This window comes from Candidatus Binatia bacterium, from assembly GCA_026415395.1.
Taxonomy (GTDB): Bacteria; Desulfobacterota; Binatia; order HRBIN30; family HRBIN30; genus HRBIN30.
On sequence record JAOAHD010000002.1, the window covers coordinates 437,087 to 452,639 of the forward strand.

At 62.1% G+C, this 15,553-nt stretch carries 11 protein-coding genes; 7 read left to right on the forward strand and 4 right to left on the reverse strand.

Annotated elements, in window-relative coordinates:
* Positions 1-38: 38 nt before the first annotated feature.
* Both N3C12_02410 and N3C12_02415 read left to right on the forward strand, forming a co-directional pair.
* Positions 39-968 (forward strand): bifunctional riboflavin kinase/FAD synthetase, encoded by a 930-nt coding sequence (locus N3C12_02410; GenBank protein MCX8071293.1) that lies wholly within the window; start codon positions 39-41, stop codon positions 966-968.
* The gene (locus N3C12_02415; protein ID MCX8071294.1) at positions 965-1,909 is read left to right on the forward strand and encodes an RluA family pseudouridine synthase; all 945 of its coding nucleotides are present in this window, start codon (positions 965-967) and stop codon (positions 1,907-1,909) included. The genes N3C12_02410 and N3C12_02415 overlap by 4 nt, the downstream gene beginning before the upstream one ends.
* 39 nt (positions 1,910-1,948) lie before the next feature.
* Here N3C12_02415 and N3C12_02420 read toward each other — a convergent pair whose 3' ends face one another.
* From N3C12_02420 to N3C12_02430, 3 genes are read right to left on the reverse strand one after another with little or no spacing between them, the layout of a single operon-like run.
* The gene (locus tag N3C12_02420; protein ID MCX8071295.1) at positions 1,949-2,548 is read right to left on the reverse strand and encodes a hypothetical protein; all 600 of its coding nucleotides are present in this window, start codon (positions 2,546-2,548) and stop codon (positions 1,949-1,951) included.
* A complete protein-coding gene (locus N3C12_02425) occupies positions 2,545-4,830 on the reverse strand; it encodes an MMPL family transporter (GenBank protein MCX8071296.1) in 2,286 nt (761 codons plus the stop codon). The genes N3C12_02420 and N3C12_02425 overlap by 4 nt, the downstream gene beginning before the upstream one ends.
* A 24-nt stretch (positions 4,831-4,854) precedes the next feature.
* Positions 4,855-6,462, reverse strand: a complete 1,608-nt coding sequence (locus N3C12_02430; GenBank protein MCX8071297.1) for an acyl--CoA ligase — start codon at positions 6,460-6,462, stop codon at positions 4,855-4,857.
* Positions 6,463-6,554: 92 nt separating this feature from the next.
* Between N3C12_02430 and N3C12_02435 the strand changes: the two genes are divergently transcribed.
* Complete coding sequence (locus N3C12_02435) at positions 6,555-7,118, forward strand: DUF420 domain-containing protein (GenBank protein ID MCX8071298.1); 564 nt, start codon at positions 6,555-6,557, stop codon at positions 7,116-7,118.
* 347 nt (positions 7,119-7,465) lie between these two features.
* On the opposite strand, the gene N3C12_02440 is transcribed toward N3C12_02435, so the two are convergent.
* A complete protein-coding gene (locus tag N3C12_02440; protein ID MCX8071299.1) occupies positions 7,466-10,084 on the reverse strand; it encodes a sigma-54 dependent transcriptional regulator in 2,619 nt (872 codons plus the stop codon).
* A gap of 284 nt (positions 10,085-10,368) precedes the next feature.
* On the opposite strand from N3C12_02440, the gene dnaB reads away from it, so the two are divergent.
* Genes dnaB through N3C12_02460 form a run of 4 tightly spaced genes read left to right on the forward strand, consistent with a single transcriptional unit; the run spans position 10,369 to position 15,475 of the window.
* On the forward strand, positions 10,369-11,742 hold the full coding sequence (gene dnaB / locus N3C12_02445; GenBank protein MCX8071300.1) for a replicative DNA helicase: 1,374 nt from the start codon (positions 10,369-10,371) through the stop codon (positions 11,740-11,742).
* Between the two features lie 8 nt (positions 11,743-11,750).
* Complete coding sequence (gene surE, locus N3C12_02450) at positions 11,751-12,533, forward strand: 5'/3'-nucleotidase SurE (GenBank protein MCX8071301.1); 783 nt, start codon at positions 11,751-11,753, stop codon at positions 12,531-12,533.
* Positions 12,534-12,552: 19 nt separating this feature from the next.
* Positions 12,553-14,013: a DUF4139 domain-containing protein gene (locus tag N3C12_02455; protein MCX8071302.1), complete on the forward strand. Its 1,461-nt coding sequence runs from the start codon at positions 12,553-12,555 to the stop codon at positions 14,011-14,013.
* Positions 14,014-14,059: 46 nt separating this feature from the next.
* Positions 14,060-15,475, forward strand: coding sequence for an aldehyde dehydrogenase family protein (locus N3C12_02460; protein ID MCX8071303.1), 1,416 nt, complete (start codon positions 14,060-14,062; stop codon positions 15,473-15,475).
* The last annotated feature ends 78 nt before the right edge of the window (positions 15,476-15,553 follow it).

A 15,553-nucleotide genomic window follows, 5' to 3' on the forward strand; every position in this document is an offset into this window, starting at 1 on the left:
TAAAAATCCGCCACTTTTAGCGAGTAGACGGGTCAGATATGCGCGTGTGGCGACATCTCGAGCGGCTTGGACGGCGGTTCCGCAACCCCGTGGTCACGCTCGGCAACTTCGACGGGGTGCACCTCGGCCACCAGGCGATTGTTCGGCGCACGGTCGAGCGCGCACGAGAGCTCGGCGGCACAGCACTGGCGCTGACCTTCGAACCCCATCCAGTCGCCGTCTTAATGCCCGCGCACGCCCCAGCGCGCTTAATGGATTTGCACACCCGCGTAGCCTGTTTGCTCGAGCTTGGCTTGGACTATGTGGTGGTTCAGCGCTTCACTCCTGCGTTTGCGGAGATCGAGCCGGAACCCTTCGTTCGGCAGTGGCTGATCGAGAACTTGGGCGTGCGCGGAATTGTCGTTGGCCACCGCGTGCGCTTTGGTCACTTTCGCCGCGGTGATGCGGCACTACTGCAGCGCGTCTGTGCCGAGTGCGGGGTCGCTGTGGAAATTATTGGCAAGGTCGAAGTGTGTGGCCGATTGGTCAGTAGCAGCGCCGTCCGCAGCGCCTTGCGAGAAGGCAAACTCGAACTTGCCAGAGAGATGCTCGGCCGACCGCACACCTTTGCCGCACGTGTGGTGCGCGGCCACAACCGGGGGAAGACGCTTGGCTTTCCCACCGCCAACCTAGACATTCGCGGTTTGGTATTGCCGCCTGACGGAGTTTACGCAGTGGAGGTGTGCTTCGACGGTGAATGGCGGCCGGCCGTGGCGAACATAGGGAACAACCCGACTTTTGGCGACCAAGACCGCAGCCTCGAAGTGCATGTGCTGGACTTTGCGGGCGACCTTTACGGCCGCCGCCTGTGGGTTCGCTTCCTTCGTTTTCTCCGCGGGGAGATTCGGTTTGCCAGCGTCGATCTGCTAGTAGAGCAGATCAAACGCGACATCGCCGACGCTCGTCGGGTCTTTTCTGCTCAGGCATGAGTTTCTTGCAAGAACGCTTTGTCGTCGAAGAACAGGCACAAAAGCAGCGGCTTGATCGTTATCTGGCTTCTCTTGGCCGCTGGGGGTCGCGCGCGCGGGTGCAGAAGTTGATTGACGCTGGCCAAGTGCTGCTCGATGGGCAGCCCGCTCGTGCCCGCTACCTGGTCCGGGCAGGACAGATGATCGAGGTGCGATGGCAGCCGCTTGAAGAGAACCTACAGGTGGTGCCGCAGCCCATGAGCCTGAACGTGGTGTACGAAGACCAGTGGATCCTGGTCATCGATAAGCCGGCAGGCTTGGTGGTCCATCCGACCCCCACGCATCATGAGAGCACGCTCGTGCACGGGCTGCTGTACCGTTGGCAGGGACGCCCCGAAGGGCTCGACCCCCTGCGGCCAGGAATCGTGCATCGGTTGGACAAAGACACGTCCGGACTGATCGTGGTGGCAAAGGACCCGGAGACGTTAACCTCTCTTGGCCGTCAGTTTCAGCAACGCCAGGTGGAGAAGGAGTATTTGGCAGCCGTGTGGGGGATCCCCCATAGGGCGCAAGGGACGGTCGATGCGCCGATTGCTCGCGACCCTGTGCACCGCAAACGCATGAAAGCCGTGCGCCAGGGAGGACGAACAGCGCGTTCAGCCTACCGGGTGCTTGCCTCTCGTTCCCCGGTGAGTTTGCTTGCGGTTTTTCCCGAAACCGGACGAACGCACCAGATTCGCGTGCATTTGGCTCACATTGGCCACCCTATCGTGGGCGATACCTTGTACGGACGCGCGCGCAAATTACCTCCGGGGATCGTGTTGGAGCGACACGCGCTCCATGCAACTCGGCTCCGGTTTGCGCATCCAGTGACCGGTGAACCTTTGTCCTTTCACTCGCCGCTGCCGCCAGACTTGCAACCGCTTTGGAATTACTGCGTGGGGCCGGCGGACGCACCTTAGGGGTCTTCCAAGCGGAAACGTCGCGGTTGGTTGGCATCCTCAGCGGCCAGCTTCGCGGACTGCTCGGCGCAAGAGTTCATCCAGCCTTGGCCGGTCGAGGTGGCAAGCATCGAGAAGTATCAGCCGCAGATTCTCCGCAATGTATGCGGGCTCTAGAGAGAGGCGCTCCAACGGGGTGAGCGTTTCGATCTCGAAGTTCGGTGGGTTCCCTTGCGCTGTAAAGGTCGCGAGTTCCACCCACGAGCCCCCGGGGCCACTTACGAATTCGATTGCCAGCCGCTGCGGGGGATTGGGCCCGCGCGTGTTGCGGGTACGCTGGCGCCAGAGCCGCTGTTGCACGCGTTCGAGCGCACTGACGTAGTGGCGAGCCGAATTCGCACCCGGGCGCTCGGCCGGCCAATTCGACTCTTCCTTCTTGCGGATTTCCGCCACCACCCGTTTCATGAGGACGGTTTGCAGGAGCGTTTGCACCACCGTACTCCCGTTTCGTAGGAGCAAACGCACTTCTCCGATGGTTGCGTCCGCAGCCACGATCGGGCACCGATGCACGATACGCTCCGTTGTTGTGGTGGCATCGGCGATCACCGCCACCGCAGCAGAAGCACAAATCAACAACCAGGATCGTAGGGCGTTTATCATCGGCGCAGGAGAACCAACAAACACGCTGGCGTGACCAACAAATCGTACATCAGGGCGAGAAGCAGCGACACGCCGGTGAAGAGAGAAAAGTAAATGGTCGGCAGGAAGCTGCCAGCCACGCCTACCCAGAATCCGGCAACTACGACGAGATTGTTGGCAACGAGCGCGGGCCCGGTCTCCAACGTCGTTCGCTGAGTGGCACTCCGTGGCTCTGTGTCCGACAGGTTTACTCCGAAGGCGCCGATGTAGTGCACCGTGTCGTCGACCACGAGGCCCATCGCGGCTGCGGCAATCATTGCTGTGCCGGTGCTGAGGTCGATGTTCAGAAGCCCGAGCAAGCCCGCGGTGGCTAAGATCGGGAGGATGTTGGGAACGAGCGCGACTACGCCCATTTGCACGGAGCCCAACGCTATGGCCATCAATAGACCGACGAGGACAAAGCTGAGTGCGAAGCTTTGCACCTGTTGGCGCACAAGCCGGTTCGAGTCGCGCGCCATGTGATAGAGCGGCCCAGTAACGCGAACCTCGTACTGAGGACCGAGAACACGTTGAGCCGAGGCGAGTAATCGCTCGGCTGTTTCACTGGTCGGCGCCGTGCCCAGGGCGCTCAATCGCACCTGCACTCGCGTGGCGGTTTGGTCGGTGGAGATCAGCCGACGAACGAATCCCTGATCTGGAACGGCGCTCAAAAAGTCGAGGAGCTCCTCCACCGCGTCGTCATCGTGGGGCAGAAGCGGATGGGGCAAGCGATACTCCGCAGCATAAACGTGGCGCAGCAGCGTGGCTAAGCTCAGCGCTCCCGTGACGCCAGGCTCTTGCATCGCCGTTTGAGCCCAAGCGGCGATGCGTTGCCAGTCGGCCGCGTGCGCCAAGCGGGTGCCGTCGCGGCGCTCGATCCAGAACTCCAGGGGATAGGGCCCGCCGAGATGGCGTTCGATCCAAAAGGTGTCCTCGCGCAGCGGGGCCCCAGGCTTGAGGAAGCGAACAAGATCGGTGTTGTTCCTCAGCCGAAAAACGCCCAAGCCAACGGCTACGCCGAAAGCCACCCCTACAACCAGCACGGCACCTGGCCAGCTTCCCGCAACACGCCCGCACAGCGCGAGGAAGGGGCGAACCGCGCGCGCCTCCAAGTCGATTCTTGGGCGTGTCCTCGCAGGGGGTGCGAGCACCACGCTGGCACCGAACGGAACGAGCCACATCGCCAGAGCGAAGCCGATCAGCGTCCCGCCAGCGGCAGCGAGGCCGAACTCGCGCACTGCCGGCATAGCGCTGGTTGCCAGTGCGGTGAAACCCGATGCGGTGGTGGCCGCACACAGAAAGCAGCGCCAGAGCAAATGGTCGAGCATCGCCCGCACGCGGGTGGCCGGTTGGTGGGGAGCATCATCGCGATAAAGCCAGAAGTGCAAGAGGTGAATGCTGGGAGTCAGGGCAAGCACCAGCAACACCGGGGGCAGGAGAGCGGTAATGGCATTGACGCGAACGCCAAGGAGCGCCATCGCCGCTTGGATCAAAAGCACGGTGCTGCCCGCGATTGCGAGCGGCAAGAGCACCGCAACCGGGTGGCGGAAGTAGACCCAAAGCATGGCCGCGAGCACGAACACGGCAATGGGCAAGAGGATGCGCTCGTCACGCTGGATGTATGCGGTCACGTCGTGCTTTTGCACCGGCACCCCGGTGAGGTGGGCGGTGACCCCTTCCGCACGAAGACTGTCCAGAACCTTCCGCACCCCGCCGATGATGGCTTCAGCCTGCTGCGGGTGGCTTGCTTCTTCGCCGAGGGAAACCCATGCGCCGGTGGTCTTGAGGTCTGCCGAGACGAGGTAGCCCACAAGTTCGGGCATGCGCTGCACGGTTGCTGCAAGCTCCTCCTTCACGCCCGGCCGTTCGTAAGGCGGGGGGATCAGCGGTTGCACGACCGCACCAGTCTCGCCAGCCACCACCTGCAAGGCGTTGGTTAGGGAGAACACTGCCCGGACTCCGGGCACCTCCCGCAAGCGTTGGGTGACGAGGGACACCCTGCGGAGGCCAGCCGCCGTCGCTAGTTCTGCATCCTGCCAAGCGACGACGAGATCCTCGTCGCTACCGAAGAGGGAACGGAATCGTTGTAACGTGGCCAGGCGCTCGGCATCCGGGATGTTGAGCGATTCGTTGGCGTGGTCGACCTCGAGAAACTGGACCGACCAGACCGCGACCCCGAGCACAGCCGCGAGGCCTGCGATCGGGATCCAACGCCACCGTGCAAAGCAGAGATTGAGAACACAGCGAACGAAGTACCTCCGCATAAGCGCCACGGGTGCCGCAGGCCCTCAGGGCGTGAGTCCTTTGCGCTCCCACTCGCGTTGGCGCAATTCGACGCGACGAATTTTGCCACTCACTGTTTTTGGCAACTCGGCCACAAACTCGATCTCCCGTGGATACTTGTACGGCGCGGTTGTGCGCTTGACGTGTTCTTGCAGCTCGCGCACAAGTTCAGCGCTGGGCGCGACCCCGGCGCGCAGCTTAACGAAGGCCTTGACGATGGCGCCACGCTCGGGGTGGGGGCTGGCAACTACGGCCGACTCCAGCACCGCAGGATGCTCGAGCAACGCGCTTTCCACTTCGAACGGGCCGATCCGGTACCCAGCGCTAATGATGACATCGTCGGCCCGGCCGACAAACCAGAAATAACCGTCCTCGTCGACTCGAGCACGATCCCCGGTGATGTACCAAGGGCCACGCCAACAGGAGCGCGATTCCTCCGGGTTCTTCCAGTACTCCTCGAATAGCGACGGTGTTCGACCGTGTAACGCGACGTCACCAACCTCGCCGGGTCCGACCTCGTTGCCATCGTCGTCGATCACGCGGACGTCATGTCCCGGAAACGGCCTGCCCATCGAGCCTGGCCGAATTTCCATGCCAGGGAGGTTGGCGACGAGCAGCGTTGTTTCGGTTTGCCCGTAGCCATCGTGAATTGTAAGGCCGAAATGTTCGCGCCAGATGGCAATGACCTCGGGATTCAACGGCTCACCGGCGCCCGTGCAGTGGCGCAGGGCCGGAAGACGATACTGCCGCAAATCTTCTTTAACCAGCAACCGGTATTCGGTCGGTGGGGCACAAAACACGCTGATGGCGTAATCCTGCAGGAGGCGCAGCTCGCGTTGCGGCTCGAAGCGACCTCCGTACTGGAATACCGCCGCACCGGTACTCCATGGTCCGAAAAGCACTCCGTACGCGGCCTTCGCCCAGCCAGTGTCGGCGGTGGTCCAGTGCAGATCGCGGGGCGTCAAATCAAGCCAGTAGAGACCGGTGTAGCGGTGGGCCCAAGTGTACGCGTGCGCGTGCAACACGGCTTTTGGGTCCTTCGTGGTACCAGAAGTGTAGAAACAAAGCGCGGGTGCGTCGGCGCGTGTGGTTGGCAAGCTTCCGTGGTCTTGCGCGGCCGCAAGCAAATCCGCCCACGAATGCCAACCTGGTGCCGTGCCGTCGATCAACACAAAGTGCTGCAAGGAGTCGCATTCAGCGCGGACCGCTTCCACCTGCTCCACGCACGCCAGTTCGCTGACCAGTACGCGTGCGCCACTGTGCTGGGCCCGGTACCGAATGTCTTTAGCGCGCAGGCTCGTGGTGCACGGGATCGCCAGCGCACCAGCGCGCAAGGTGCCGAGAACGGCGAAGAACCACTCGGGGCGTTTCCCCACAAGAACCATGACGGCGTCGCCTTGGCCTACCCCGAGGCCCTGTAAGGCGCGGGCAAAACGGCAGCTTTGCCGGTAGACATCCCAGTAGGTGAAGCGCCGTTCCTCACCGCTCTCGGAAACCCAGTACAGTGCGAGCCGGCCGCGATCTCGTGCCCAAAGCCCAACCACATCTTCTGTGAAGTTAAAAAAGCTCGGCGGGGTCCAGCGGAAGCTCCGGTAGAGCTGTTCATATGTCATCGACGGGTGTCCTCCTTCTTTGCGCCACAGGCAGATAGGTCGTGTGCTCCGCCTTTTGTCGCGGAGAACCCTGGGATACAAGGGGCGGCGTTATGTCCAAGATGGAAGGCGGAGCCGAGCTTCGGGAACCTCGGGAGTGGGGAGCCCTGGCGATAATCCTATTGCTAAGTTTCCTGGTTGTCGGGGCCATTGCGTGGCTGCTGGGGCGTGCCCCTGGAAGCGGAGGTGCCCATGCGCCGTTGTTGCCCTCACTGAATGCCAGTTTGAATGCAGCGACCACCGTGTGCTTGCTGTTCGGCTGGCGTGCCATTCGGCGGCGGGAGATCGACCGGCACCGCGGTTGGATGTTGACGGCGGTCGTGCTTGCGGCAGCCTTTCTTACGTCTTACGTCGTCCATCACCTGCAAGTGGGATCGGTTCGCTTCGAGGGCCCTGGATGGCTGCGGCTGGTTTATCTTGGGGTCCTTCTCGTCCACGTTGTACTCTCGGCAGCAATTGTGCCGTTGGTCATGCTCACCCTGTGGCGGGCGTGGCGCGGTAATTTCGCTCGGCACCGCGAAGTCGCACGGTGGACGCTACCCCTGTGGCTCGTGGTCTCGGTGACCGGCGTGGTTGTATACGCGATGGTCTACCACCTTAGCCCGATCGTGCGGTGATCCGGGCGATCGCGATGAACCCGCGGTTGGCGAAAGCATTTCCCGGAGTGCCTGTTGGCCCGAGCGCAGGCTGCCTTCCGGAGATACCTAGTCGCCCTCGGCAGCGACGGGGAGTCGCGGCGATTTCTGATTCGTTCCCACCGATTCCAACGATTGCCATGAATTTCGTCGCCTCGGCTATTACCAGGGTCGGCCGGCGAAACGAGGTCGCGGGTGGGCGCAGTGGGTGAGTCGCTGCGCATTTTCGGTCCGTGACGCGTGGCCATTACACCGGCCGGTCTGGGTGCGAAGCGGCGCGACCACACCTGCCACAGTTCGTCGTGACGGCGGGATTCACCGGTGCCAGCTTAATGCTTGGGCTTGGGGTCGCGATGCCGCTTCGAGCTTAGCCGACTCGGGTCGATCCCGAGCGAGCGGACCAAGCGACGGAAGTTACTCGTGGTCACTCCCATGATCCGCGCTGCGGTCGTGATATCGCCATGGCTAGCGTGCAATGCCGCGGTCACGTGGGCGAGTTTGTACGCGCGCACCGCCTGCGAGAGCGGCTGTGCCAGGTTGACGCGAAAACCCTCGGGGTCACCCGAGCCGGATGCAGAAAGCAAGGGCAACGCGGAGCGTTCGCGCAGCACCGCGTCGACCGCGGCGGCGTCCACACTTCCGCCGACACAAAGTGCCGAAAGCGAAAAGATCACGCTGCGGAGCTCGCGGACGTTGCCTGGCCAAGGGTATTCGAGGAGTCGAGCCGTCGCCTCTGGGGACCATCGCGGTGCGTCGTGTTCCGAGAGAACCTGTTGCCGAAAATGGTCGACTAACAGCGGGATGTCTTCTACGCGTTGACGCAGCGGCGGTAAGGTGATCACGACACCCTGCAGCCGATGGAAAAGATCCTCCCGAAAAAGTTGCTGCCGGACAAGATCCGTTAGCGAACGGTTTGTGGCTGCGACGATGCGAATGTCCACATAGCGCACGTCGGTACTTCCCAGGCGCGTGATTTCTCGCTGCTCCAGGATGCGTAAAAATTTGGCCTGTAAGCTGGGTGACAGCTCAGCCACTTCGTCAAGAAACAGTGTGCCCCCGGAGAGACGTTCGAGCCAACCTGTATGTGTGCTGATGGCACCTGTGTACGCTCCCCGTTCGTGTCCAAACAGCTCGTTTTCCGCCAGGTGCTCGGGGATCGTAGCGCAATTGAACGCGTGGAAGGGCTCGTCTTTCCGCGGACTCAAGGCGTGCAATGCACGTGCGAACAGTTCTTTGCCCGTTCCAGTCTCGCCCAGCAAAAGCACGGGTACGGACAGCCTTGCCGCCTTGGTCAGCAGTTCGATTGCTTCGAGGAGTGCCGGGCTCCGGCCCACGATGGCTCGAAGCGCAGGATGGTCATCAGCCCTTGGCCATTCACGACGCGCACGCGAACTGACTGCGCGAAGGAACTTGCCGGCACCCATTGGTGAATCCTCAGCCGGCTTGCCGTCCACCACCCCCTCGGCAGCCGAAGCCTTCGACAGCGAGGCCAGGTGAAGGCCGCGGCTTTGCAAATCTACATTGTGCCAGAGTGTTGCGAGCAACAAGGGAAGGGGTTGCAGGAGGGCAACCGTGCCCGCCGGCGGATCGTCGTCAGCCAGACCGAGAACGAGGAAGCCCCCAAACACCCCAAGGCGCGGAACCGGTAGGGAAACGAATGTGAGAGGGCGAGCGCCCGCGGCCTTTTGCCCGCTGAGTTCCAGGCGCGCCGGTGGATGGCGGAAAGGGCTCTCTTCGTTCGCAACCGCACCTGCTACGGTAAGTTCGGCGACCGTGGTGCTCCCCTCCGACCGAAAGTTCGATGCCAGCTCGGCGCGGCTGGCGTAGAAGGAAAATAACCGGGGACCGTGAGTGGCATCCAAGCGGAACAGTTTGGCGCCCAAGGCGCGCCGGTAAATAGCTGCCGCGTGCACGAACGGGAGTTGGCCCACAGCCTCGACCAGGAGCTGGGACACCTCTTCCGGAGTTGTTGCAGCCCGCAATTTTTGTGTGTTGAGAAACTCAGGCCAAGGCGAACTCAGCTCATCCAGCTCCGCCGAGTTGTGTCCGTTTTCCACTGGGTTGCGGAAACGCAGGAATGCGCCATAGCCCACAAGCACAAATCCACCGACAGTGGCGGCCGCCAGCTCCACGGTAACCCATCGCGCACTCAGCAACGGTGGGCTGGCGAGAGCAATCACGATGCTGGCGGCGATCCACACGCACAGCACGCCGCCGCATACAGCCCCAGCCAGTCGGCGGACTTCCCGGTGGACGTGCAAAAATTCGTGCCGAGCCGCAAAGAAGGCCAGCACACACAAAAACAAAACGTTTCCTAGGGAGCCGGCGGGAACAACCGGAAAGCCGAAAGCCACCAGGTAGTTCGACAGCGCAGCAGTGGAGAACAACACGGCGCTCAGGAGCCACACCCGAGCCCCTAGCTTCTGTTCGTCTGGCGTTGTGGAGCCCAGCCGTACCCAACACCAGTACCCGGCTATGCCTAGACAAAGAGCTGTGAGTAACCCGTGGAGGGCAAAGAGGACCGATGCCGCGGGACCACTCCGCATCACTCCCCAGCCATGGTCTACGGGAGTGCCCAGGGAAATCAGCCCGCCGAGTTGAGCGAGGAAACCGGCACCGCCTAGAACGTAAGCGGCAAGCAGCAGTCGCTTAGATATGTTGCAGTCCTGGTGATGGGTCCAACGACAAGCCACATGAAGCGCCGTGGGCGGTATCCAAAACAACACCAGCGTGGAGAGCTCCAGAAGCGGCTCCCACGCGAGCCCTACCTCAGGAACGCTCTGCAAGCCCACACAAAGGCTCCACGGCAGGATCGTGGCGAGCAGCAGCAGAGTGACCAACGCTGCCGCGCGATCCTGCGCCCCCACCAACAATGTTCCCATGGCAATCAGATTGCCCGCGGCTGCTGCCAAGCCGAGTTGCACCAAGGCGATGCGAAGCCCAGCCATCGCTCCGTGCCCTCCAACGTTGCTCCCCTTCGTTGTGCAAACTAGCCGTTCGGAACTTGCCTTAATGCCCACCACGCCTGGTCCGTGTTACTCCTTGCGACCAGGCACAATCATGACTGCGAATCCACTTGGCCTCCGCCCAGTGCGCCCATCACAAGCCGGCAGGCTTATCCCGCAGTTGGCGTGTTCAAGTCAAGTCGCGCCGCTACCCGCGCTTTCGTGAGATCAAATTCTCGTTCGGCGCAATGCGTTCGCAGCCTGGGTGTGCTATGGCGGCTCGCGCCATGAAAGTGCGAGTGGAAGATGTACGCCGGTTGCCCCCGCAAAACATCGAAGCGGAGCAATCAGTCCTCGGCGGAATCTTACTCGACCCGCGCGCTCTCGATCGCGCCGTGGAAATTTTGGGGGTGCAGGATTTTTACCGGGAGACGCACCGCAAAATCTTCCGCGCCATGCTCTCCTTGAGTCAGCGTGGCGAGCCCGTTGACGTTGTCACGCTAGCCAACGAACTGGCGGTGGAAGGGGCGCTCGATGAGGTTGGTGGCGCCGCGTACTTGGCGGAGCTGGCGGACAAGGTTCCGACGGCCGCGAACCTGGCGTACTACGCTCGCATCGTTCGCGAAAAAGCCATCCTCCGGCAGATCATCGAAGCAACTACCGAGCTGGCGGCGCGCGCCTACGAGATGCGATCAGGGGAGGTGGACGACTTTCTGGACCAAGTGGAGCACCGGATCTTTGAGATTTCCGAAAGCCGGGTGCGGCCGCAATTCGTTACGATGAACGACCTCATGTTCACTGCGGTCCACACGGTGGAAAGCCTCTACGAACGAAAGGGCCTGATTACCGGTGTGCCCACGGGGTTTCTCGACTTGGACCGCCTCACAGCTGGTCTACAGCCATCCGACCTCATCATCGTGGCGGCCCGCCCCTCGATGGGAAAGACGGCGTTTGCACTCAATGTGGCGGTCAACGCCGCGCAGCAGGGTGACGTAGGAGTGGCGATTTTTTCCTTGGAGATGTCGAAGCAGCAACTTGGATTGCGGATGCTCTGCGCCGAGGCGAGTGTGGACAGCCAGCTCCTGCGCACGGGGTTCTTGTCGGCACAGGACTTTCCGAAGATCATTGCGGCTGCAGATCGGCTGAGCCGCCTGCCCATTTACATCGACGACACCCCCGGGCTTACGGTACTCGAGTTGCGCGCCAAGGCACGCCGACTGAAGCGGGAGCAAGACGCCAAGCTGGGCTTGGTCATTGTGGACTATCTCCAGTTGATGCGCTCGCACGAGCGGATGGATAACCGCGAGCAGGAAATTTCCAATATTTCTCGCTCCTTGAAAGCGCTGGCCAAAGAGCTGGAAGTACCGGTGATGGCCCTCTCGCAGCTCAACCGCCAAGTGGAGTCGCGCTCGGATCGGCGGCCCATCATGGCAGACTTGCGCGAGTCCGGCGCAATCGAGCAGGACGCCGACGTGATCCTCTTCCTTTTCCGCCCGTACGTTTATGACAAAGAGGCCGACGAACACGAGGCCGAAGTGATCATCGGGAAGCAGCGCAATGGCCCGGTAGATGTTGTGAAGCTAACCTACCTTCCGCAGTACACGCGCTTTGAAAACCGGACGGAAATGGAAGTCGTTGTGCCGGTCGAAGACGAGCTGTGAGGGAATGCGTGCCGCACTTGCTGGTCACCAATGACGATGGAGCGGATTCCCCGACGTTGGGGCCCTTCGTGGAAGCCCTGTCGCACTGGGCCGATGTGGCTGTGGTCGTGCCCGCGCGGGAAAAGAGCTGGATTGGCAAAGCGATCACACGTTTCGCCCCCGTGGCTGTTGAGTTAACAAGCCGCAACGGGATTGCTTGGGCGGTAGTCGATGGCTCTCCCGCCGATTGCGTGAATCTCGCCGTTCATTCCTTGGGTTGGCAGCGTCCGGACGTGGTTGTGTCGGGCATCAACCTCGGGCTAAATTTTGGCTCTGCTTTTGTGCTGTCGAGCGGCACGGTTGGCGCCGTGCTCGAGGGATGGATTGCCGGGCTTCCGGCCATCGCATTTTCCATGGCCATTCCCAACGACGCATTTGGCGTCCAAGGCGAAGCGCGCAACGCGGTCGTCGGCCAGTGCGCGGAACGAGTTGCGCACGTCGCGAGCGAGATTGCTCGAACTTTGTGGGAAACAGGTTTTCCTGACTCCGTCGACGTATTCTCGGTGAATCTTCCCGCGGAGGCGACATTGAACACCCCACGGCGGGTCACGACCGTCACCCGCACTCGCTACGGCCCGCTGTTTATCGCCGACGGGTCCGGCCGCTTTCGCCATCGCTTTAGCTACCTAGAGCCGCTCGAAGACAATGGTGACGTGGCCGTGGTATCCCGGGGTTATGTGGCGATTACACCGCTGCGAATCGATTTTTCCGCCACGGTGCCGCCGGGTTTACGCGCGCGGTTGGAACGCTGAGCAACGCGAGAGCGTCTGGATGCACACACGTTGGTTGCTGTGCCTCATCACGCTTGTTGGCCTCGCCGGGCGGGCGTTTGCCGAACCAGGAAAGCCAATTCTCACCGTGTATTCGTCGCTCGGTGCCGATCCACGCGGCGGATTCGCATGGGTGGAGGAACGCCGCGTCGTCAGCATACAGCCCGGCTACAACCGCCTTTGGTTGGAGCCTTTGCCCGGCGGCGTCGATGCCGGATCCCTGCGTTTGCTCATCGAGGGTGAGACTGGCTGGTTGCGCTCGCTGGCGCAGACCTTTCGCTCCGGTGTTGGTGGAGGACAGCCCCTCGTGGCCCTTTATGTGGGTAAACCAGTCCGGGTGCTCGCAGGGGGCAGGAGGGAGCGCTGGATCAGTGGCACCCTGGTGCAGGTGAGTCCACAACTAGCCGTTCGCGACGAGCAGGGAAGGCTGCATGTGCTTGCCCACGTAAGCGCGGTCGAGATCGATCCCTCGGTCGCAGCGCCGGTCCGAGCCGGTGTTGTATGGGAAGTCGAGTCTGAGCGCGACGGTCAGGCGCCCGTGCTGCTCCGCTATGAAACATCAGGCCTCAGTTGGCGCGCTGAGTATACGGTGACCCTCGAAGCCGGAGACAGCGAAAACCGTGGCCGAATGGAACTGGCAGGCGCTTTCGTGGTGGAAAACCACACGGAGGTGTCGTGGAGCGAAGCACAGTTGTACTTGGTTGCTGGGGAGGTTCACCGCGCTGCCCAGGGAGCGCAGCCCATGCTCTGGCAGCGCGAGGCGACTGCGATGATGAAGAGCGAGGAGGCGGTCAGGGCCCAGCCCGCGGGCGAGTATTACGAGTACGCTGTTCCGCGACCGGTGTCGCTTGTGGCGGGATCGCTCGTTCGACTCGAGTCACTGGGTACTGCTCGTGGCGTCCCGTACCAGCAGGAGTTCGTTTGCCGCAACCGTGGTGTGGAAAGTCTCGCCGGCCGTGCTGCCCCGATTCTGGAGCGGGAACCGGGCGGGGGAACCGTTTTGCCGGTCGAGGTATTCCTGCGGTTCCGCAATGTGCAAGAAGACCGTTTGGGTATACCCTTGCCCGCAGGCGTCGTGCGCATAGGCGAGTGGCGTGCCACCGGGGCGCACAATTGGCGCTTTCTTGGGGAGGCGGAGCTGCAACACGTGCCCGTGGGGGAAGAAGCGGTGGTGCCAGTGGGCAATGCGTTTGATGTGGTTGCAGAGCGGAAGCAGAAAGATTTTCTCGTAAACAGCGAGCTGCGCCGCTTGGAGGAGGAAGTCGCGGTGGAGATCCGCAACCAAAAGCAAAAACCCGTGCAGGTGCGGGTGTTGGAGAGCTTGTATCGCGCGCAGCAATGGGAGATTACTGCCAGCGATGTGAAGTATGCGAAGAAGGACGCCCGCACGATTGAATTCGTTTTGGATGTGCCTGCCGCTGCCCGCAAGAGCGTAACGTACCGAGTACGGTACAGTTGGTAGGACGCGGACAGGTGGAGATGACTCGCCAAATGAGGGCCGAGGTGTCGTGGAGCGCGAACGCTTCTATATCAATGGTCAATGGGTAGAACCCAGCACGCGGGATCGCATCGCAGTGATCCACGCAGCCACAGAGCAGACCATGGCCACCGTCCCCGCGGGGTCTTTGGTCGACGTCGACCGCGCCGTCGAGGCGGCGATGCGTGCCTTTCCGGCATGGGCGGCAACAGCCCCACAAGAGCGGGCGCAGTTGTTGGAAGCGTTGGCGGAACAACTGGCGGCGCGCAGCGAGACGATTGCACAGACGATTACCGCTGAAGTGGGCATGCCCCTGAAGCTTTCGCGAGCGATTCAAGCTGGTCTCCCGCAGGTCGTGTTGCGCTCCTACGCTGAGCTGGCTCGAAGCCATGTTTGGGAAGAGCGCGTGGGCAACTCCATTGTTTTGCGGCAGCCCGTTGGTGTGGTGGCAGCAATTACGCCGTGGAACTACCCGTTGCACCAGGCAGTGTGCAAAGTTGCGGCGGCGCTGGCCGCTGGTTGCACGGTGGTGCTCAAGCCCAGCGAACTCGCTCCGTTGACGGCATTTTCATTGGCTGAGGCGTGTGAAGCAGTGGGGCTCCCCCCAGGGGTGCTTAACGTGGTCACGGGCTACGGCCCGGTGGTTGGCGAGGCGCTCGCGCAGCATCCTGGCGTGGATTTAGTGTCGTTCACGGGATCGACGCGGGCGGGGAAACGGGTGGCGGAGTTGGCAGTGCGCAGCGTGAAGCGCCTCACTCTAGAGTTGGGCGGCAAAAGCCCGTGCGTCGTGCTGGAAGACGCCGATCTTGGGAGGGCCGTGCAGTCTTGTGTGAACGAGTGCTTTTTGAACTCCGGCCAAAGTTGCAACGCCTTGAGCCGTTTGTTGGTGCCCGCGGATCGTTACCAGGAAGCGGTGGAACTGGCGCGGGCGGCAGCGGAGCGTTTTGTGGTTGGGGATCCGTTCGACGACCGCACCAAGCTTGGCCCGCTGGTTTCGGCTGCGCAGCGGGAGCGGGTGCGGAATTACATCCGGTCAGGGATTGCAGAAGGGGCTCGACTGGTGACGGGTGGCGTGGAGCCTCCTGAGGAATGTCCACGCGGCTATTTCGTGCGGCCCACGGTGTTTGCCGACGTAACCCCACAAATGACCATTGCGCGCGAGGAAATTTTCGGCCCCGTGTTATGTGTTTTGTCATTTAAGGATGAGGAAGACGCCGTCCGGCTGGCGAACGATACGATCTATGGGCTGGCAGCGGCGGTTTGGTCGCGGGACGCAGAACGCGCGCAGCGAGTAGCGGGGAGAATTCGCGCTGGTCAGGTCTCTGTCAATGGTGGACGTTACAACCCATTGGCACCGTTTGGCGGTTTCAAACAGTCCGGATTGGGTCGCGAGTTGGGCAAGTACGGATTGGAAGAGTTTGTCGAGTTGCAAGCGCTGCAGTTGTGAAGCAAGCGCTGCCGCTCCCTGGCTTAACAGAGAGCGCGGCTAGTGGCGCCCCTGGATTCCCTCGTGTAACATTTGTGG

Bases quoted from the DNA above. Each gene is read 5' to 3' on its own strand.
- N3C12_02440 (MCX8071299.1), bottom strand. From the start codon at position 10,084: ATGGCTGGGCTTCGCATCGCCTTGGTGCAACTCGGCTTGGCAGCAGCC.
- N3C12_02420 (MCX8071295.1), bottom strand. From the start codon at position 2,548: ATGATAAACGCCCTACGATCCTGGTTGTTGATTTGTGCTTCTGCTGCG.
- N3C12_02455 (MCX8071302.1), top strand. From the start codon at position 12,553: ATGCACACACGTTGGTTGCTGTGCCTCATCACGCTTGTTGGCCTCGCC.
- N3C12_02435 (MCX8071298.1), top strand. From the start codon at position 6,555: ATGTCCAAGATGGAAGGCGGAGCCGAGCTTCGGGAACCTCGGGAGTGG.
- N3C12_02430 (MCX8071297.1), bottom strand. From the start codon at position 6,462: ATGACATATGAACAGCTCTACCGGAGCTTCCGCTGGACCCCGCCGAGC.
- N3C12_02425 (MCX8071296.1), bottom strand. From the start codon at position 4,830: ATGCGGAGGTACTTCGTTCGCTGTGTTCTCAATCTCTGCTTTGCACGG.
- N3C12_02415 (MCX8071294.1), top strand. From the start codon at position 965: ATGAGTTTCTTGCAAGAACGCTTTGTCGTCGAAGAACAGGCACAAAAG.
- dnaB (MCX8071300.1), top strand. From the start codon at position 10,369: ATGAAAGTGCGAGTGGAAGATGTACGCCGGTTGCCCCCGCAAAACATC.
- N3C12_02410 (MCX8071293.1), top strand. From the start codon at position 39: ATGCGCGTGTGGCGACATCTCGAGCGGCTTGGACGGCGGTTCCGCAAC.